General features: G+C 41.0%; 14 protein-coding genes and 1 pseudogene. 8 read left to right on the forward strand and 7 right to left on the reverse strand.

Annotated elements, in window-relative coordinates:
- Window positions 1–23 precede the first annotated feature (23 nt).
- The 5 genes from ES754_RS02510 to ES754_RS02530 all read left to right on the forward strand — a co-directional run bounded on the left by ES754_RS02510 (window position 24) and on the right by ES754_RS02530 (window position 5,316).
- Entirely contained in the window at window positions 24–1,328 is a 1,305-nt protein-coding gene (locus ES754_RS02510) for an ABC transporter substrate-binding protein (protein WP_147221754.1), read from the forward strand.
- Window positions 1,325–3,115: an ABC transporter permease gene (locus tag ES754_RS02515; protein ID WP_147221756.1), complete on the forward strand. Its 1,791-nt coding sequence runs from the start codon at window positions 1,325–1,327 to the stop codon at window positions 3,113–3,115. Before ES754_RS02510 ends, ES754_RS02515 begins: the two co-directional genes overlap by 4 nt.
- A 77-nt stretch (window positions 3,116–3,192) precedes the next feature.
- A complete protein-coding gene (locus tag ES754_RS02520; protein ID WP_147221758.1) occupies window positions 3,193–3,849 on the forward strand; it encodes an ATP-binding cassette domain-containing protein in 657 nt (218 codons plus the stop codon).
- 37 nt (window positions 3,850–3,886) lie between these two features.
- The gene (locus ES754_RS02525) at window positions 3,887–4,528 is read left to right on the forward strand and encodes a CDP-alcohol phosphatidyltransferase family protein (RefSeq protein ID WP_147221760.1); all 642 of its coding nucleotides are present in this window, start codon (window positions 3,887–3,889) and stop codon (window positions 4,526–4,528) included.
- Window positions 4,525–5,316: a sterol desaturase family protein gene (locus ES754_RS02530; protein WP_147221762.1), complete on the forward strand. Its 792-nt coding sequence runs from the start codon at window positions 4,525–4,527 to the stop codon at window positions 5,314–5,316. Before ES754_RS02525 ends, ES754_RS02530 begins: the two co-directional genes overlap by 4 nt.
- Before the next feature lie 53 nt (window positions 5,317–5,369).
- On the opposite strand, the gene ES754_RS02535 is transcribed toward ES754_RS02530, so the two are convergent.
- Window positions 5,370–5,792: a tetratricopeptide repeat protein gene (locus tag ES754_RS02535; RefSeq protein ID WP_147221764.1), complete on the reverse strand. Its 423-nt coding sequence runs from the start codon at window positions 5,790–5,792 to the stop codon at window positions 5,370–5,372.
- 375 nt (window positions 5,793–6,167) lie between these two features.
- Between ES754_RS02535 and ES754_RS02540 the strand changes: the two genes are divergently transcribed.
- Both ES754_RS02540 and ES754_RS02545 read left to right on the forward strand, forming a co-directional pair.
- Window positions 6,168–7,415, forward strand: a complete 1,248-nt coding sequence (locus tag ES754_RS02540; protein ID WP_147221766.1) for an amidohydrolase family protein — start codon at window positions 6,168–6,170, stop codon at window positions 7,413–7,415.
- A 374-nt stretch (window positions 7,416–7,789) separates the two neighbouring features.
- The gene (locus ES754_RS02545) at window positions 7,790–9,349 is read left to right on the forward strand and encodes a TerC family protein (protein WP_147221768.1); all 1,560 of its coding nucleotides are present in this window, start codon (window positions 7,790–7,792) and stop codon (window positions 9,347–9,349) included.
- Window positions 9,350–9,454: 105 nt separating this feature from the next.
- On the opposite strand, the gene ES754_RS02550 is transcribed toward ES754_RS02545, so the two are convergent.
- Window positions 9,455–9,727: a DUF4031 domain-containing protein gene (locus tag ES754_RS02550; RefSeq protein ID WP_147221770.1), complete on the reverse strand. Its 273-nt coding sequence runs from the start codon at window positions 9,725–9,727 to the stop codon at window positions 9,455–9,457.
- Window positions 9,728–9,852: 125 nt separating this feature from the next.
- A complete protein-coding gene (locus ES754_RS02555; protein ID WP_227677744.1) occupies window positions 9,853–10,032 on the reverse strand; it encodes a hypothetical protein in 180 nt (59 codons plus the stop codon).
- A gap of 857 nt (window positions 10,033–10,889) precedes the next feature.
- Here ES754_RS02555 and ES754_RS12400 point away from each other — a divergent pair.
- Window positions 10,890–11,974, forward strand: a pseudogene (locus ES754_RS12400) (serpin family protein).
- Window positions 11,975–12,201: 227 nt separating this feature from the next.
- Here ES754_RS12400 and ES754_RS02565 read toward each other — a convergent pair.
- The 4 genes from ES754_RS02565 to ES754_RS02580 all read right to left on the reverse strand — a co-directional run bounded on the left by ES754_RS02565 (window position 12,202) and on the right by ES754_RS02580 (window position 19,840).
- A complete protein-coding gene (locus tag ES754_RS02565) occupies window positions 12,202–13,977 on the reverse strand; it encodes a potassium/proton antiporter (protein ID WP_147221772.1) in 1,776 nt (591 codons plus the stop codon).
- 1,385 nt (window positions 13,978–15,362) lie between these two features.
- Window positions 15,363–16,361, reverse strand: coding sequence for an OmpA family protein (locus tag ES754_RS02570; protein WP_227677741.1), 999 nt, complete (start codon window positions 16,359–16,361; stop codon window positions 15,363–15,365).
- Between the two features lie 100 nt (window positions 16,362–16,461).
- On the reverse strand, window positions 16,462–17,691 hold the full coding sequence (locus tag ES754_RS02575) for a YadA family autotransporter adhesin (protein WP_147221774.1): 1,230 nt from the start codon (window positions 17,689–17,691) through the stop codon (window positions 16,462–16,464).
- Between the two features lie 493 nt (window positions 17,692–18,184).
- Window positions 18,185–19,840 (reverse strand): sensor histidine kinase, encoded by a 1,656-nt coding sequence (locus ES754_RS02580; RefSeq protein WP_227677739.1) that lies wholly within the window; start codon window positions 19,838–19,840, stop codon window positions 18,185–18,187.
- Between the last annotated feature and the right edge of the window lie 3 nt (window positions 19,841–19,843).

The following is a 19,843-nucleotide window of genomic DNA, read 5'->3' on the forward strand; positions in this document are numbered from 1 at the left end:
CTTAGACAATAAGTAGACATTAAATGCCCTCTATTAAGTCTTGGTCCACATTGACGCGCCACCGCCTTTATTGGGTGGCGCTTGGCGTTGTTCTGAGTATTTATGTGGGCATCTCTTCCAGCACGGCAGTGACTAATAATAACGCCAGTACTGAAAAGCAATCCTACTGGCAGCAAATAGAAACACTAGGTAAAAATCAAGACGTTTACTTCTACGCATGGGGCGGTGATCCACAAATAAATGCCTACCTCCAATGGGTCGCCGCCCAAGTTAAGACTGATTACAACATCAACTTAGTGCATGTAAAACTCAGCGATACTAGCGAAGCCGTCAGCCGCGTGTTAGCTGAGAAATCAGCCAACAACAATAGCCAAGGCAGCGTTGATTTGGTTTGGATAAATGGGGCCAATTTTGCCACCATGAGCGAGCACTCACTGCTCCTAAAGCAATGGGCAAATAAACTGCCTAACTTTGCGTTCACCGATCCGGCCAACAATCCTACCGTTAGCCTTGACTTTGGTATCCCTACTGAGGGCATGGAAGCGCCGTGGGGACAAGTGTCACTTACCTTTTATTATGACAGCTTAGCCATAGATGGCTCTGTAAATAATACACCACCCACTACTTTAAACGAGCTAGCGAGCTGGAGCGCTCAGCATCCTGGACGCTTTAGCTATCCCAAGCCGCCTGATTTTTTGGGTATGAGTTTTTTAAAGTATGCTTTGGTAATGTTACATGAGCTAAGCCCTGATAATGTAAAAGCACAACTAAACCAACCAGCGACTGAGCAAAATACAGCGCTAGTATTAGAACCGTTATGGAAGTTTTTGGATCAGCTGCACCCGAGTTTATGGCGCAGCGGTGAGTATTTTATGCAGAGTGGCGCACAAATGCAGCGCTTAGTGGATGATACTGAGCTAAGTTTAGCCTTTACCTTTTCAGCGCCTGCAATACCTGCAGCAGTACAACGCTACGACTTGCCAGCAAGTATTCGTAGCTATGCAATGGCTGACGGTAGTTTGAGTAACACCCATTTTGTCGCCATTCCTTATAACGCCAGCCATCAAACAAGCGCGCAATTGGTTGCTAACTTCTTACTCAGCCCCATCGCACAGGCGCACAAACAAAAACCTCATATTTGGGGCGATAGCACTGTGCTGGTTCAATCCATGCTCAGCCCCGAGCAACAAGCACTATTTAAAGTAAGCACGCCACATCCTAGCGCCTTGCCTGTTAACAGTATCAAACGCGCAGTGAGTGAGCCACATCCAAGCTGGGTCGAGGCAATTATGCAAGGCTGGCAGATGCGTTATGGGGTCAGTCTATGAATGCCGAGCCTAATAGAAAAGCAGACGACAAAGAATCTAAGAGAACTGCGAGTGAAGAAACCGATAGCGTACCAATAGCGCATTACAAGGTCGATAACTTTACAAGGCTTGTAAAATTGAGCCCGCGATTTTTACTGCTGCTACTTATATTGCCGGTACTCGGCGGTTTAATCAGTGTGCTATTACCGGCCTTTGGTTGGGCGCCAGCACTTGAACAAACAACATTTGGTCTGCAAGGTTTTAGGGCGCTTTGGCAAACGCCGGGGCTTGCGCAGATGATTGATTTAAGCATAGCAGCTGGCTTACTAAGTACCCTGCTCGCCTTTGTTATCACACTCATGATGCTGGCTACTTTTTTCAATAGTTTTTGGCTCAATCGTATTGAGCGTCTACTTAGTCCTATTTTAGTCATTCCACATGCAGCAGCTGCGATTGCCGTTGGCTTTTTAATTGCGCCATCTGGTATGTTCTCTCGGCTAATCTCACCGTGGTTAACTGGCTGGGAGCTGGCACCGCACGGTATATTCCCGCACGATGCCTATGGTATCAGTATTATTTTGGGCTTAACGCTAAAAGAGCTGCCCTTCTTATTGCTCATGGCGCTCGGCGCATTGGCGCAACCTGAATTTGGCAAAAAGTTACGCCAGCACTATAAAGTAGCGCTTACTTTAGGCTATTACCCGATGACTGCTTTCTTCAAAGTGGTACTGCCTAATCTCTATCCGTTATTACGCTTGCCTATATTTGCGGTCCTTGCCTATGCTAGTGCCAGTGTCGAGATGCCATTGATATTAGGGCCGAACACCCCGCCAACACTAGCGGTCACCATCATGCAGTGGTTCAATGATGTTGATTTAAATCTACGTATCAAAGCCTCTGCCGGTGCAGTGTTGCAACTGGCTCTAACGGGTGGCTTATTGGCTTTGTGGTTCACAGGCGAAAAAGTTATCAAAGCCTTATTTAGTGGCTCACTTACCAATGGTCGGCGTAAATATAATGACCCTATGTGGCAAAAAACCACCTTTGTGCTTACCATTCTGGTCATAGGGTTTTTATTACTCGCGCTGATTGGGCTGGTGATGTGGTCAGTTGCCGGATTTTGGCGCTTTCCAGCAGCGCTGCCAGAGCAGTTTGTGCTAACACATTTCCAAAGCGCCTTGATGCAAATAGGCAGCCCGCTATTTAATACCCTTACGATCGGTTTGATAACCACCTTTTTTGCGGTGGTACTTACTCTACTCTGTTTAGAGTCTGAGCAGCTGACTGCCAAAGCCCTCTCCTCTTTTACCAGTTTAATCATTTATTTACCATTACTAGTACCCAGCATTGCCTTTTTATTTGGCTTAGTATGGTTACAGCAGTTGGTCAATAACCAAACTGCATTTCTTAACGTGGCCTTTACCCATTTATTGTTTGTATTACCTTATGTATTTTTATCGCTGGCGAGCAGTTATCGGCGTTTAGATTCTCGCTTTGCCAATGTAGCAGCAAGCCTTGGGGCGACTCCTAGTAAAGTATTTTTTCAGGTTAAGTTACCGCAGTTATTTGCTCCTATTTTAATTGCGGTCGCATTAGGCTTGGCCATCAGTTTTGGGCAATATCTGCCGACCTTGATAACAGGTGGCGGGCGCATAGCGACGATAACCACTGAAGCAGTTACCCTTGCCAATGGCGCAAGTAGGCGTACCAGTGCCGTTTATGCCATCATACAAATGGCGCTACCGTTAATTGGTTTTACGCTAGCGTGGATACTACCTAAGTATTTCTTTAAGAGTGCGAAGCGTTAAAAGTACAAATGACGACTCGAAGATATACTATTCTCAAAGCTCATATTTTAAACATAAGTCACATTACAGGACTCTTGATGCAATCCTCTTTACAGATAAAAAACTTACAGCTTTATCGTCAAGACCAACTACTGCTTAGCTTAAATGAGCAAGTTAATGGCGGCGACATACTCACTATCATGGGACCTTCGGGCAGTGGTAAATCAAGTCTACTGAACTGGCTAACGGGCACACTTGCCAGCAGTTTTAGCGCTACTGGTGAAGTCTGGCTTAACGGTCAAAACATCAGTAACCTACCGACACATTTACGACATATCGGAGTGCTGTATCAAGATGCATTATTGTTCTCGCACTTATCAGTTGCCGGCAATATTGCCTTTGCAATGCCTAAAGCTAATAAAGAAAGCAGTAAAAAAGGCAGTAAAAAACAAAGGCTGGAAAAAATAGAGGATGCACTTGCGCAAGTGGGCTTAGCGGGTATGGGTAACCGCCATCCTGATAGTCTATCTGGTGGACAGCAAGCCAGAGTGGCGTTACTACGACTACTTCTTAGCGAGCCGAAAGCCATTTTACTCGATGAGCCGTTTAGTAAACTGGACACCCAGCTGCGAGTAGATACACGTCAATTGGTATTTGATCAAATTCGTAACCGTAACTTGCCTGCTATTATGGTCACCCACGACCATAGCGATGCTGAGGCGACTAGTGGCAAAGTGATTCATTTAGCACCCTAGTTTTAGAGTCAGTAGTTAAACCTAAAAGGCAACCAGCATGCTAGATAAGTACCTAACTCCCGTGATAAAACCCATGTTAACGCCAGTAGTGATACTGCTGCATAAGCGTTCTATAACGGCTGATCAGCTGACGGTGGTAGGGTTTTTAATTGGGCTGTTAGCCGTACCGCTAATCGCCTTTGAGTATTGGTATACGGCATTGGTTGCTATCATTTTGAACCGAGTTTTAGATGGGCTTGACGGCGCGCTGGCAAGATATGCCAAGCAAAGCTCAAGCGCTGGGGGTTACTTAGACATTACTCTCGACTTCTTATTTTATGCTGCTATTCCGTTTGGATTTATTCTGGCCAATCCTGAGCAAAACGCTATCGCTGGCGCATTATTATTAGCAACATTTATTGGGACTGGCTCAAGCTTTTTAGCCTTTGCTATTGCAGCTGAAAAGTTTAAAATTGATAGACCACAGTTTAAATATAAAAGCTTTTATTATTTAAATGGTCTCACCGAAGGTACGGAAACTATTGCGCTATTTATCGCTTTTTGTATTTGGCCACAGCATTTTGCCATATTCGCGACCCTCTTTGCCATTGCCTGTACGATTACTATTTTTACCCGCATATATGGTGGCTACCATACCCTCAAACAGCAAGAAGCTAAAATAAAAGGAGCAAACCGATGACACATGAAGTATGGTGGCGACTTGGCTTCTTTATGAGCATTTTAGTGATAATGATGCTCATTGAATGGCGAAAACCCGCACGCAAGTCACCCATTAAAAGTGGCACACGTTGGTTCGCAAATTTTGGCTTGGTATTCGCCTCATCGCTTATTGCGCGCTTAGCAGTACCGATTGGTCTGACTGCTGTGGCACTTTATACTCAGGAAAACGGTATTGGCTTATTTAATCTAATAGAGCTGCCAAGTATTGTCGTCATTGTGCTGAGTTTGATTTTGCTTGATATTTTAATCTATTGGCAACATCGACTGTTTCATCGTGTTCCTATCTTATGGCGATTGCACCGTGTCCACCATGCTGACGCACATATCGATACCAGTACTGGTCTTAGGTTTCACCCGCTTGAAATCGTACTCAGTATTCTGATCAAGCTGATTGCCGTCATTGTCTTGGGCGTGCCTGCGATAGCAGTACTCATATTTGAGATCGTGCTAAATGGTTTAGCATTGTTTAATCATGCCAATATTCGCCTGCCACCAGCCATTGAAAAACCAGCACGTCTTATATTAATGACCCAAATCTTGCACCGTATTCACCATAGCCAAGTGGTTTCTGAGACCAATTCAAACTATGGCTTTAGCGTTATTTGGTGGGATAAGTTGTTCGGTAGCTATAAAAGTGTCGCAAAAAAAACCGATGATCAACTTGATATCGGTTTGATTGAATACCCTACTGCCAAACAAAATGCTTCATTATGGCGCTTATTAATCATGCCATTTCAGAATAAATGAGTGGTCTAACATATTATTTAAGCAGGTTACCTAAGATTAGCACTTACTTACACTTAGTCTTCTAATAGCTGAGCAAGCAGTTCATGTATTTCATTTTTAAGCTCTTTATCTTCGATTTTATTAGAACTTATTTTTGCATTTTGCAGGTTGCTTATAGCAGCGTCATTTTGTCCGAGTTCAACTTGTAATACCGCCATCGAAAAGGCAATCGAGGACATAAAGTCTTTCGAGTTTATCGCAATTGCTTTTTCTAGCGCTTTTTCGTAGCCCACTATTGCCTCGTCTAATTCCTCTGTGAAATCCGCAAGTGTCTCCCATTGTACGGGATGATCATTATCGGTATTTTCATTATCGGTACATATCGCTTGCAGCTCTGCATAAAGCGCATCGAAAGCCTCTTGATTACCTCTGTTATTAGCCTCTAACAGCTCTTCAGCTAAGATATAAACGGCTTTATATATTTTAGTATTCATCATGACTCATCTTCCTTTCTCTACTGCAAATAAAATAATAATAAGCGGACTAATAATTCTACTTATTGTTTCCGTAAGAAAACTCTAGTCTGAATAGGTTTGTCGCGGTTGAGCTTAGATTTAGGCTTAGCACTGACTTTCTAGGTAAGAAAAATACCGCTCACTATAGCAGAGAGAATAGAAGTTAATACAAAAATTATTACTTTTCAGGCTGAAACTTCTAAAGTGAATGAATAATAGCTCATGGGTATCAATCAGAAACTCTAATACATTGACTACACAACATCAGACCCTAACTGTTTTAGATACAATCATTCAATAGATAGAAAGACTAAAACGATATTTAATTGAGTATTTGTAGACATGGGATAAATAATAATGATTGACTTGATGATCAGAAATGCACGCTTAACCAACCATGAAGACTTGGTTAATATTAGTATAAAGGATACTTGTATTACAGGCATTGATAAAGCTGCTGATGTTGATGATAGTAGTAATGACGGGCTTTATGGCGGCACTGTTTATGATGCACAAGGCAACTTTGTCTGTGCTGGTTTTTACGAGAGTCATATCCATCTTGATAAAGCCTGCATACTAGACCGCTGTAGCTTAGAGGAAGGCGACTTAGAGGAAGCAGTTGAAGAAACGGGCAAGGCCAAAGAAGAGTTTACTGAAGAAGATGTGTTTGAGCGCGCATCAAAAGTCATAGAAATGGCTATTAAGAAAGGCACCGTAGGATTACGTACGTTTGTAGAAACTGACTCTAAAACTGAACTGCGTAGCTTTGAGGCTATAAAAAGAGCGCGAAAAAAGTATGCATTTGCGATTGATATAGAGATTTGTGCCTTTGCTCAAGACGGTCTGACTACTGAGCCAAGAACGTATGAGCTGCTGCAACAAGCATTATCACAAGGCGCGGATCTGGTAGGCGGTTGCCCGTACAAAGACGACCATCCAAATCAACATATTGAAATGATATTTGACTTAGCCGAACAGTTTAACGTCAATGTTGATTTTCATCTGGATTTTGATTTAGACCCTACTGGCTCAACCATTCCAAGATTGGTAGAAGAGACCATCAAACGTAACTATCGAGGTCGTGTCTCTATCGGTCATGTCACCAAACTATCTGCTATGGACAAAATGCAGCGAGGAGCAATGGCAGGATTACTAAAGTTTGCAGATATCACATTAACCGTATTGCCAGCAACTGACATCTACTTAAATGGCCGTGACTATGACGCTTTAATACCTAGAGGCATGGTCAACGCCAATGAATTAGCGGAACTGGGCATTAATACCACCATTGCTAGCAATAATATTTTGAATGCATTTACGCCTTACGGTGATGCCTCACTCATGAGAATGGCGAATATGTATGCTAATATTGTACAACTATCGAAAGATACTGAAATAGCAGATGTGTTCGATATGGTCGGTAAAAATGCAGCGAAGTTATTTTCACATCAAGCTGAGATAGCAGTAGGTGCACAGGCTACTTTGGTTGTGCTAGAAGCAAAGGATGCTGTAACAGCGATTAGAACCACTGCACAAGCTTTAGCAGGCTTCAAAAATGGCAGACAAACATTCTGCAATCATGCGGCGCATATTTGCTTTGAGTAAGCCTGATTGGAATATGAAATACTTCAAATTATGGCTTATAATAAGCATGAAAATAATCAATGGCTGAACATCGTAAATAATATGATAAAATTAGTATAGATAGCCTTATTATGTCTCACCGTTTTGAAATGCTCTAGTTTAATAACTAGAGCTTTTTTGTAGGCTTCTCAAAGTCTTATAAACTGCATAACAGGAATTGATCACTAAAAATTATAGAATTAAGTAGTATTATCTCTCAGATTGAATCTAAAATATTTTAAAAACTATTGTAAGTGACGACAGACAAACTAGATGTTAATTTTTCTATCGTATTTAAGATTTCTGCATTAAACTTGATATTTTATAAACTTATCTAACAGCGAGTATGACATTAAATGATAGCGTTTTTAAGCGATCCAGCGATTTGGCTTGGCTTTTTTACCTTGGTTAGTCTTGAGATTATTTTAGGTATTGATAATCTAGTATTTATTGCCATTCTTGCTAATAAGCTGCCGCCACATCAGCGTAATAAAGCTCGGAATATCGGTCTGTCTCTCGCACTAGTGATGCGCTTAGGATTGCTATTTGTGATGTCATGGTTAGTAACACTGACCGATCCTGTAGTAACTTATGCTGGTTTTGCCTTATCTGTTAGAGATTTAATTTTAGTGGTTGGTGGCGTATTTTTACTATTTAAAGCCACGCTTGAGCTGCATGAAAGGTTGGAGGGCAAACCTGAATCTAGCAATCAAAGCAGAGTTTATGCTGGCTTTACGGCCGTTGTTGTCCAAATTGTGGTCTTGGATGCGGTATTCTCCTTTGATGCAGTAATCACAGCAGTTGGGATGGTAGAACAGCTTGGCGTTATGATGGCTGCAGTCATTGTAGCAATGGCAGTGATGATTCTTGCCTCTAAAGCTTTAACGGACTTTGTCGGTAGGCATCCTACGGTAGTGATTTTATGCTTAAGCTTTTTGTTGATGATTGGCTTTAGTTTAATCGTTGAAGGCTTAGGTTTTCATATTCCTAAAGGATATTTATACGCAGCAATTGGCTTCTCTATTCTTATCGAAGCATTCAATCAGTTTTTACAACGAAACCGTACTAAGTATGAAGATCAAATTCCACTACGAGATCGAGCTGCTGATAATATCTTAAGATTAATGGGTGGAAAAAACCAAGAAAGCAATCACGAAGAAATGCTGGTAGAAGACAATATGCTTGCATCAACGCTACCTTTTGCGCAAGAAGAACGCTATATGATTAGCGGGGTACTGGCGTTAAGTGAGCGAGAGGTACAAACCATTATGACTCCGCGCTCGGAGGTATCTTGGGTAGATATTACTGGCAGTTTAGAGTCGATTCGTCATCAAGTATTGGCAACGCCACATAGCTTACTGCCGGTTTGTGAAGGGAAACTAGATAAGGTATTGGGTGTGGTGCGTGCTAAAGATATTTTAGCGGCAGTAGATAGTAATCCAAGTGATATTCATGCGGCTTTAAAGCCTTTATTAACCAAGCAACAGCCAGTTTTTGTATCAGACACTATCGACAATTTGCGTCTCATTAACTTACTAAAGAATGCTAAAGGTAACTTAGCGGTAGTGATAGATGAGTACGGTCAATTAACAGGTTTGGTCACGCCGTTAGACCTATTTGAGGCCATTGCGGGTGAGTTCCCCGATGAGGATGAAACCTTGGAGATTATCAAACACGAAGATCATTGGATCGCTGAAGGTACCGTTAGCTTAAATCAATTACGTCTTGAATTACAGGAGTCTGATCTTTTGTGTGAAGTTGAGCAGCTGACTATCGGAGGCTATATAAACTCGCAATTAGAAGGTGCCGCTCAAGTTAATGACCACATTAATATTGATGGTCACATTTTTACCGTTTTAGAGACCTTATCATCGAGAATTTTATTATTAAAAATAGAAAAGAGAACTGGCTTGTAGCAGCAAGTTCTCTCTGAACTACTAGCACAGATTCTGAACTACTAGCACAGATAAAGTATTGTAAATAATGCTGTATCGAAAGTTTAAACACTAAGCCTATTATAATTAAGCCGTTTGATTATTTAGCTCTACTTTTAACTTTTTCGCACACTCAATAATCTTCCTTCTATCAGCAGCAATAGCCCCATTTTCAATAGCGATTAGGCGCATCTGTACAGTGACATCGTAATGCGGATAGCTGGCATTACGATGGAATAAGCGCTTGTCTACTTCAATAAACTGCGCAAAATCGTGCAACTCCTGCAAGCTATCCGCTAACATATGGCACCATTTGTAGCCTTTGAATTCTATACACATAAAATCTACGTATACTGCCATCTCGTTATGTCCTTACAGTGATATGCGCCGTCATATAAAATCTCATTTTAAACAATTCATTTTACGTTATGTTGTCTAGAGACTAGCAGCCAGCAATCAGAACTTAAGTTTTAAAAGTAAATGTTTTAAAAGACAGCTTTAGCAAAAGTCTCTTTTAAACTTTTTGGTTCTTGGCGTTTAACGTTATTTAGCTTATGACGAGTCGCGGAAGCAACTTGATAAGCCTTTAAACGCGACTGTTGTAAATTACCAATCGGTCTATTTGCTTCTAAGCAGCGAAATGGGGTAAAAGAAAGTTTTTCCATGATTTAAAAGTTGCCATCATCGAGGATATTTTGGCAAGGAATAGTTAAGCGTGCTACCGTCATAAATGGCGCATCTGATTCCATCTAGGGTTTAGTGCAAGTGTAAGAACCTTGGGCCGTAAAAAATAATAAGATGAGCTTGTTATACCATAGCCTCATTAACAACACTTCTCTGTAGTGACGATTTATTAACGATTGGCAAACCAGCAGTGTCCTTTTTGGCATGGAGTCGAGAAAATGAAAGGGGTTGCAATGAGAGTTATAATGTAATGGAAATCTTAGACAGATTTATAAATAGGAATCGGGCGTACTATGAACAAAGGCTATAAGCCAAGCACCCCATCTATGACCAGCTCTGTTCAGCATTTCCTAGCAACACCGTTGATACCAACAGAAATAGTTTGGGAGAAGTTCCTCATTTAGATAACGCTTGGAATGTTAATGGTTAAGATAATCAAGATTAAGTCTCCTTTTATATATATAATCAAAGCACCATTAAAACGTAGAAAGTATAAAGCCCTATGAGCATCAATCATTCGTACTCTAGCCCTATGAGCATCAATCATTCGTACTCTAACAGGAACATAGCGACCAAGCATATCGCTGTTGCTATTGCCCTCGGTGCTCTACTATCAATCCTTAGTGGTTGTAATAGCAGTCTTATCGACACTAAACCATCTCAAACAGCCTCTATTACTCCGTCAACTGCAGACGACGCGCTCGCTAAAAGCGAAGTTCAAAACAGCTCAGAGTTAAAACCTAATAACAATGATAACCACAGCCCTGCAGATGCGTTTGTATCGACACCAGAGGGTATTGCTCAAGTCGTCACTGCCAATAACCAATTTGCCATTGATATGTATCAGCAGATAAATGGGCAGAGTAAGCAAGCAGAAAAAAACGTATTCTTCTCACCGTATAGCTTATCTACTGCTATGGCAATGCTGTATGCCGCCGCGGAAGGGGAAACTAAAGCACAAATACAGAGGACTTTTTACTATCCAGCACTGAACGTTCTAAATCCGAACAGTGCTGCATTACATGAACAGTTCAACAAACCAAATCCTAACTACCAACTGGCTACAGCCAACGATCTATGGATACAACAAGGATTGCGCCCCAATCAAAACTACTTGGATACCGTACAACGTTATTACGGAGGTAAAGTCACCAACCTTGATTTTAAAAACAGCCCTGAACCTTCACGTCAGACCATTAATAAAACCATTGCCAAACATACTCAGCAGATGATTCCTGAAGTGCTGCCAGCAAGTAGTATCAATGCAGATACAGTCACTGTATTGACCAATGCAGTTTACTTTAAAGGGGATTGGAAAAATCCTTTTGCACCTAGTGAAAAACGCCCTTTAATAAATTTGATGGTTCTATCATCGATGTCGATATGATGCATGAGCAAGCACCTTATGCCTATACAGAAGATGCGCAGGTTCAAGTTGTGCAGTTGCCTTACAAAGGTGATGAGCTGTCTATGTTAGTGGTATTACCAAAAGTAAAAGATAAGATTGCTATGCATAGGTTAGTAGGTACGCTAAACGCCAAGCAGATTAGCCAGTGGAATAGTAATTTAGTCAATCAGGAGGTCATACTCAATCTACCGAAATTTAGGCTAGAAGAAAACTACGCAATGGATAGCCTGTTAGCGAACATGGGTATGCCCAAAGCTTTTGGTAGCCAAGCGAACTTTGGTTTATTCAGTCAAGACCTAGCATTGTCTGTGGACGCTATCGCTCATAAAGCGGTGGTGGAAGTCGATGAAAAAGGTACTAAAGCGGCAGCAAGTACAGGTATTACAATTGTGCCTATGTCACGGGGCTACTATGTGAATACCAGCACATTTACAGCCGATCATCCGTTTATTTTTATGATTAAAGACAATAAAACCGATGCAATATTGTTTTTGGGTCAGGTGAATAAACCGTAGCTATAGAAAATTGTGGATTTATTCCTGCGCCATGGTATTGAAGTCGATATGATAAAGAATACTCTGTCACTACTGCTTTAAGTCTCTGAGGTATCGAAATAACAACTATATTGTCTCGCTTGCCCCATAGTAGAGCAGCAAGAAATCTCTTTTACAGTTATAATAAAATTTAATAATTATCTATAAAAGATTAGACGTATTTCCGTCCTTATATAGGGGTACATATATTACTCTTGATGTTTTAGTCCAATCGTTCTGAGTACTCCTTTGCCATCAACTTCTTTAATAACCAATGACCACTCATCATTAATCGCCACGGTATCTCCTGAAACAGGCGCCGTTTCTAGACTTGAAATCACATATTCAGCGACGGTCTGTTGCCACATACTGGCTGACGGATCCTTAGTTTTAGACTTAAGCTTGGTGACCAGAGTTTCAGATTCCATAACGCCGGTAAAAAATGGCAAATCACCCAACTTAACGCTTGGAGATAACAACCAATCACCATAAAAATCATCGATTGCTCGACGATCTAATTTTGTATCATTAAAAATTTGAGCGATTTTACTGGCATGATTACCGCGCATGGCATACCAGACATTATCTCCAAATTTTAGCTGAGTGTCTTTATCAACAAGAATTAATTTCTGCCGACGCACTAACGCAAATAGGCTAATCTCATCAGGACTGATACGAGTAGAGATGGCTTTTGGGTGTCGACCAGTCGCAAACGCTCCAGCCTTTACTTCAAACTCGTAGAGGGTAATACTTGCGTTATCTGATACCCAAACTTCATTCTCTTCTTTTGGTTCATCGTTAGCAGGAATACGCACTTTAAATAAAGTAGCCATGATAGGAATGGTGCTTCCTTGTAACACCAAGGACAACACCACCACTCCAAATGCAATATCAAATAGCATAAAGGCATCATCTACCAAGGCTATCACAGGCAAAATTGCAAGGGTAATCGGTACGGCCCCGCGCAGCCCTACCCACGAAATAAAACCAATTTCGCGATCTTTAAACTTAAATGGTTTGACGCTGGTATAAACGGCGATAGGACGAGCAACCAAAATCATGAAGGCGGCAATCGCTACTGAATAGTACCAAACATTAATGACGTTAGACGGTGTGACAAGCAAGCCCAAAACGACGAAGAGTACCGCTTGTGATAACCACGCAAAGCTGTCCATTACACGCAATACATGCTCAGTGGATCGCCCCTTACGGTTGCCAATGATAATGCCTGCTATATATACCGCTAAAAAACCACTACCGCCGATTAAGTTAGTAGCAGCAAATACTGACAGTCCCGCTGACAATATTAAAATGGCATACATGCCTTCTGCCAAATGTATCTTAGGTAATAATCTAGATAAGAAGTAGCCGGCAAGTAGACCCATTCCTAGGCCAAAGCTTAGTTGCTGTAACAATAAAATTAAGAAACCAAGTACGGTCTGCCCGGCAGGATTGACATTAAGTGCAATTAAGCCAGTCACTAACAGGATCGCTAAAGGGTCGTTGGCGCCAGATTCTAACTCAAGCGTGGCTTGGACGCGGTCGTTAAGCTTGACGCCACCGTTACGTAACAGAGAAAAAACCGCCGCCGCATCGGTAGAACCGACAATAGCTGCCATCAACAAGCCTACTCGCCAGTCTACATTCAACAGCCAAGTGACAAAGATACCTAATACCAAGACGGTACATAGTACACCCCAAGTCGCTAGTACGACCGCAGGCTTGAGACCAACTCGAAAAGACTGGAAAGATGTGCGCAAACCACCGTCTAACAAAATACAGGCTAACGCGGCTTGCCCAATAAAATTTGCAATATTGTACTGTGAAAAGTGAATGCCCAAAATACCATCTTCACCCGCTAACATCCCAACCACTAAAAACAGCAGCAATAAGGGTACGCCTAAACGCGCGGATAGAGTACTTGCCATGATACTAGCGAATATTAATAATGCCCCTACTAAATATAGGATATTTAAGGTATCCATCTGCTTTAAACCCTATTATTTAATAATTATTACGATAACCGAAAGTCCCATGAATATGGATTTGACCGTGATGATGCCCTATAAGCGCTTATTCAGCCTTATAGTACTGCTATAGAAATACTGAAATGATAGCGGCTATTAATCCATCCTATCATACCCGACAATATTGTCTTGTAAATGAAAACTAAAATGAAATTATTAGATATTAATGAATAGGTAATACAATTTCTACTACCAGACCTTGTATACCGTCTTGTCTATCCTGCCCATAAATCTAACTTTTACTTGCTATAACTACAGCATGGTCAATCGCCAAACCCAAACCATATCTACCCGTTTGTCGACGACGCGCCGTATCAAGCTGACATTTTATTTCAGCTATCTACAGCCTAAAAGTAACGTACGAAAACAATACTAGTGTTATTAAGACCCTTTTAATAGTAAGCCATCTAACAGACTATATAAGTTTAAAAAACTTTACTCAGATAAAATCCTATTAACATCAATTTAAACTTGTTTATATTAAAAAACACCTAAAGCCTTCTACATCAGCAGCTTATGATATTCCCAGTCATATCGATATGTTTGTCTTTTATATGTTACGACTACTGATACCGTATAGAAAAATTCAGATATAGTTAAGACTATATGAGCATCAACCATCAATTTGAAAAACTTATAAACCTTTATCAACAATGATTTCAACTACTTAATTTCATCCATAAAAAAGGCAAAACATTGAATGTCTTGCCTTTTTACATTTTTATAGATATTTTAGTAGTCAAACTCAGCGTACAAACTTCACGTATTAAGCCCATGACATTGGCTGCTAATAAAGCTCTGTTACTTGTGATTCATAACTGAATAGTTTTTCTGCGTAATCATCATCAAATGATAACTTTATGGCTGTAGGTTTTTATCTTATAGCTTTCATTACAAAATTGGAGGATAGAACCCCACTCACACGCACAAAGGCCTTTTTTAAAAATGTAGTGTGTTAATCAGTCTATAAATATTTGATTAAATCGCACAGACAGTAATCCAAATAGCATCATTTTATTTAACTATTTTACTCTCTTTGTGCCACACTTTATTTCAATTACAGAATATCAAATCATTGGAACCAATTGTCTATATCAACAACCCTTCTGATAACATTCAGCATAACGCTAGAGCGTACTATTAAATAAATTATGATAATGAAGGTGAATGTTATTCCTATCTAATACTTGTAATACAATTCTCCCAAACTACAGTAATGAGAATAGCAAGTGTAAGCACAATACTTAGTAAACTAAATAAATTTGTCAAAGTTAAAAAAAGCTGCTAATCAATAATTAGCAGCTTCCTTATGTAGAAACTTTAGTTTTCAGCTCAATACTTGACTAATTATTAAAATATGAGTCTAAGTCTGCGTCTAATTCTACGTAGGAGTCACCTTCGACGAGAACCTCCCGTCTAGTTTCAGTCACCTTATCGGAACCCTCACTTGCTACAACACCATTCACATTAACCGTAACACGGCGATTGGGCTGCAAACAGTCAATCTGTTGCTGACGTGGCAAAGCAGTTGAACACTGTACAAGCGGTTGTGACTCTCCCATTCCTCCAGCTGATATATTACTAGCTTCAATACCTTGACTGATTAGATAATTAGCAACAGTATAAGCGCGTGATTCTGACAAACGCATATTATCGCCATCATTTCCTATACGGTCAGCATGGCCAGTGATAATAACTTTAATGTCACCACGCTGTTGATACTCTCTTAGTTCTTGAGATAGCCTATCAAGCTGAGCTCTACCTTGTGGAGACATATCATTAAGTTTTGCACTAGCAAACTTAAATAATGCATCGGCATCTAGAGTAACCTCTACTTCACCTTTTGCCTGCTCTATAGTTTTTTCGCGATCTATAATTTTGGTCAACTTGCTTGAACTTGAATTAATAGTTTGAGGTGGGCAAACAGTAGAGTTATCAGGTTTCCAATAAAACTCTTGACCCTTATACTCTTTATCAAAAATTATTTTGTACTGGCAGACCGTTACTGGCATATCCGGATTATTAGGCGTGTGGAATTTCATCATATAATCCCATTCGCGAGCATTAAACCCTTCTTGAAAGTGCGGCGTACCGATAAGCTTATAAAGCTCATCTTTATCAATACCTGGTTTTATTTTTGCAAGGTTCTCGCTGTTAGGGAACAGTCCATCCGGTTGCCAAGCCTTATTAAGCTCTGGAAAAACGATGTCTGCTTTCTGAACCTGACCTTCTTGAGTAATGCCTTTACTGAGATGTTGAGTACCCATACATCCTGTCATAGCTAATACTGCTAGGCTTAAAGCACCTAAACCAGTGGCTTTTTTCATATAATGGTTATTCATATGACTTCCTTTTAAAAGTTAATCAAAGTATTGAAAGAAGATTGCACCTTGTTTTTATACAAGGTGCAAAAAATACAGCAGACCCTATTTAATACTAACTCTAGAAGTGGAAACCGCCGCCAACAGCTGCACCAAAGTTACCTTGAGTATCTGCTGAAGCGTTGCCTTTGATTACCCAGCGACCATTATCAGTGACTTTTGAGACACCGATAGCTAACGCGCTTTCACCGTTATATGTTGCAATACCACCAGCAACCATTGATTTACCTGGAATATAAGATTGTGGTAGTGAAGACATCGCCATTGCTGCTGAAATACCAGCATTGGCATCATCTTCAACATCATCCATTCTATATCCTAAAGAGTTAATTCTATCTGTATTTCTATTTACAGCTGAATTAGTCGCAAAGAGCTGACTGCCATTCACAGCATCTGTACTGGTAGCGCTTATTTGACCACCGGCAACATTTTTGATCTGACGCTCAGATCCGATTGAGCCAACTGAAACTTGAGCACCTGTGCTTACATTTCCCTTATCATCTAAAACATTACCAGCAACAGTATAGTTATTACCACCTACTGTCATGGTCTTTTCAGAAGTAGCATCGCTGTCTGTTACGGATCCAGCGCCTAGAGCGACTGAGCCATCTTTAGTTGCTGATGATGCGACACCAAAAGCTGAAGAGGCTGTTCCCGATGAGCTAGCGTGAGTACCAATTGCAGTAGAAAGAGCGCCTTCAGAGCTTGATTTTACCCCAATAGCAACAGAGGCTTCTCCAACTGCTTGAGTGTGTTCAAGGTATCTATCGGTTACGTCAGACCCACTTGTATCGACAAGATCGCGCTTAGCATAGGATCTGAACACTGTACTGACCGTACCGCCATTAATCTCAGACTCAGAAGTACTGCCATCAATATTAGCTCTAGAAGCATAATCTAGATCATCACCGCCTATAGCAATAGAAGAATTTCCCTTAGCTCGCGTATTAGAACCAATAGCGATTGATTGCTCACCAATAGCCCTTGTATTGAGGCCATCCTTACCATCTTTACCTTTAAGACCACTACCAATAGCTACGCTTTGACTACCTAGAGCCTTCGAATTTGCACCTATAGCAATACCATCACTAGAGTTCGCTATGGCATCTGTTCCACATTTTACTGAGTTCTCACCGCCTGTACAGACTGCTGTCGCCTGCATACTTAATCCAGAAAGAACCAGACCTAGCCCTATGGCACTTAGGCGTAAGAACCCTGTAGATGAAATTTTAGAGTCTGTTGTGAAATTCCTTGAGGCTTCGTTACCGATAACTTTATAATTGTGATTCATAATATATACTCCCCTATAAGCTTATTAGCTATTAAAAAATGACAGGCTATTTCCTAGAGAGTAGAAATAACAAAATAAAACCTGACTTATGGTTGGACAGGTAGAGATTTTGATACTTTTATAAATAAGGATATTCTCACTCGTAAGTTTAATGTTACTCTCTATACATTCATAGTACCGTATATACACAAAGTAACAATGTCATATAAGAGGTATTTAATACCGCTTATCCGATTTTGTCAACAATAGTTAATAGAAACATAGTTTACTACTGTTTATTTTTCAATATGCAGATTAATAGCTTAAAAAGTTCTAATAAGTTTATATACGGATGTACGGTTGATGCGTAAGTATTTTTTAGTAGATTTCAGATTTTGGAAACCCTTACGATTTAAGGAAACTACATCAGCTCCTATAACCCTTTATTTCACTACATGCTCAAAGCAATATAACTTTAAATAGCAAATGACAAAAAGATGAACTTATAATTAAACTACTTACTGGGCAATATAATTTGTACCACTAAACCTTGAATACCGTCTTGTCTATTGTGCACATGCAGCTGACCTTTGTGCGCCATCACCACGGCGTGAACAATTGCTAGCCCTAGACCATAACCGCCCGTTTGTCGATGACGCGCTGAATCAAGCCGAACAAAGGGTTGGAATATCCGTTCTAAATCCTTATCTGCCACCCCTCCGCCCTCATCGGTGATATTAATTTGAATACCTGCAGTTACTTTATCTATCTGTACTTTGATGACTTCAGCGATAACCGTTGACTCTGGCGGCGTGTGCATAAAAGCATTACGAATGACATTTTCAAGCGCACTATGCAGCTGCTCTTGGTTGCCTAGTACCGTATGTGTTGAGCTTGGCGTCTGCCACAACCAGCGCACGTTCTTATGTTGGAACTCAAAACAAACGTCTTGCCCAATCTCACTGATAATCTCAGCAATATTGACCGTCTCACTTTCCAAGTCATTGATAGTGTATTGCTGCATTTGTAATGACTGAATACGAATGATTTGTTCAATCAGCTCATTCATGCGTGCCGACTCTTTATCAATACGGTCAAGATAACGACTGGTATTGGGCGCAAAGTCTCGAGTCAGCTCAGTGGCCACGTCAAGACGCGCCAGCGGTGAACGCAACTCGTGCGAGATATCACTCAGCATTTGCTTACGTGCCAGCTCACTATCAGCCAACCGTGTCGATAATTGCGCCACGTCTTTTGCCAGTAAGCCCAGCTCATCACGACCTAACTTCGATAAATCGGGACGGGCTTGGTAATCACCCACGAGCATCCGGTGGATGGTGTGCTGCACCCGCAGAATGCGCTTGGTCATGGTACGACTGAGCCAAAAACAGACTAAGAGACTAAATAGAATAATAAGCCCCAAACGTACGGTGAAATTACCCCGTTGTAACTCTAAAACGTCCTTGAACAGTAGATGCGGGCGCAGCTGGATAATGGCGGTTTGTCCATTCGGTCGCGCAACCACCACTTCCGCCAATTCGGGACGGCTGTCAACATCAGCGATGGCCTTATGCGGCGGCATTGGCTGTAGAATTTCATCAAGAATAGATTTATTACTTAAGTCTTGCTCTTTTGAGGCATAGTCACTTAAACCATAGCCACTTAAACCATAACTATCATAAGAGTTCCTGTTAGAACGCTTGCTATCAGAGCTTTTATCATCAGAGCTTTTGATATTAGAGTCACGGCTACCGGATAACGCCGACTCTTGACCAGCCGGGGACTGGCCTTCCTCACCGCGTCCTTGCCGATAGCGATACCGAGGATAGATGATTGAGCCTTGCTCATCATACACTCTTATCTGATTCATCAGGCGTCGGTCATCGCCATACATCTTCTTAACCGCATCCATATCACCCAATTGCAAAGCTGCAACCAACTGTTCGCGCTTGGCCAATAACTTCTCGATTTGGCTGTCCATACGCGTTGCCAGTTCTTGCTCATTAAGCCAGCGCTCCACCACAATCGATAAGGTAGAGGTAATCAGAATCATAAACAGCAAACTTAAAAACAATCGCCAAAATAAGGTCAAGTGTATTTTAAAGCGTGGTTTTTTTATGGATGAACCAGTCATCTTAGTTTTGCCAGCCATATCAGTCATATCAGTCATGTC

This window comes from Psychrobacter frigidicola, from assembly GCF_007997305.1.
Classification (GTDB): domain Bacteria; phylum Pseudomonadota; class Gammaproteobacteria; order Pseudomonadales; family Moraxellaceae; genus Psychrobacter; species Psychrobacter frigidicola.

What these genes read in the sequence shown, in the direction of transcription:
- ES754_RS02555 (WP_227677744.1), bottom strand. Translation starts at nt 10,032, where the DNA reads ATGGAAAAACTTTCTTTTACCCCATTTCGCTGCTTAGAAGCAAATAGA.
- ES754_RS02525 (WP_147221760.1), top strand. Translation starts at nt 3,887, where the DNA reads ATGCTAGATAAGTACCTAACTCCCGTGATAAAACCCATGTTAACGCCA.
- ES754_RS02520 (WP_147221758.1), top strand. Translation starts at nt 3,193, where the DNA reads ATGCAATCCTCTTTACAGATAAAAAACTTACAGCTTTATCGTCAAGAC.
- ES754_RS02545 (WP_147221768.1), top strand. Translation starts at nt 7,790, where the DNA reads ATGATAGCGTTTTTAAGCGATCCAGCGATTTGGCTTGGCTTTTTTACC.
- ES754_RS02565 (WP_147221772.1), bottom strand. Translation starts at nt 13,977, where the DNA reads ATGGATACCTTAAATATCCTATATTTAGTAGGGGCATTATTAATATTC.
- ES754_RS02550 (WP_147221770.1), bottom strand. Translation starts at nt 9,727, where the DNA reads ATGGCAGTATACGTAGATTTTATGTGTATAGAATTCAAAGGCTACAAA.
- ES754_RS02575 (WP_147221774.1), bottom strand. Translation starts at nt 17,691, where the DNA reads ATGAATCACAATTATAAAGTTATCGGTAACGAAGCCTCAAGGAATTTC.
- ES754_RS02580 (WP_227677739.1), bottom strand. Translation starts at nt 19,840, where the DNA reads ATGACTGATATGACTGATATGGCTGGCAAAACTAAGATGACTGGTTCA.
- ES754_RS02570 (WP_227677741.1), bottom strand. Translation starts at nt 16,361, where the DNA reads ATGAATAACCATTATATGAAAAAAGCCACTGGTTTAGGTGCTTTAAGC.
- ES754_RS02540 (WP_147221766.1), top strand. Translation starts at nt 6,168, where the DNA reads ATGATTGACTTGATGATCAGAAATGCACGCTTAACCAACCATGAAGAC.
- ES754_RS02535 (WP_147221764.1), bottom strand. Translation starts at nt 5,792, where the DNA reads ATGATGAATACTAAAATATATAAAGCCGTTTATATCTTAGCTGAAGAG.
- ES754_RS02530 (WP_147221762.1), top strand. Translation starts at nt 4,525, where the DNA reads ATGACACATGAAGTATGGTGGCGACTTGGCTTCTTTATGAGCATTTTA.
- ES754_RS02510 (WP_147221754.1), top strand. Translation starts at nt 24, where the DNA reads ATGCCCTCTATTAAGTCTTGGTCCACATTGACGCGCCACCGCCTTTAT.
- ES754_RS02515 (WP_147221756.1), top strand. Translation starts at nt 1,325, where the DNA reads ATGAATGCCGAGCCTAATAGAAAAGCAGACGACAAAGAATCTAAGAGA.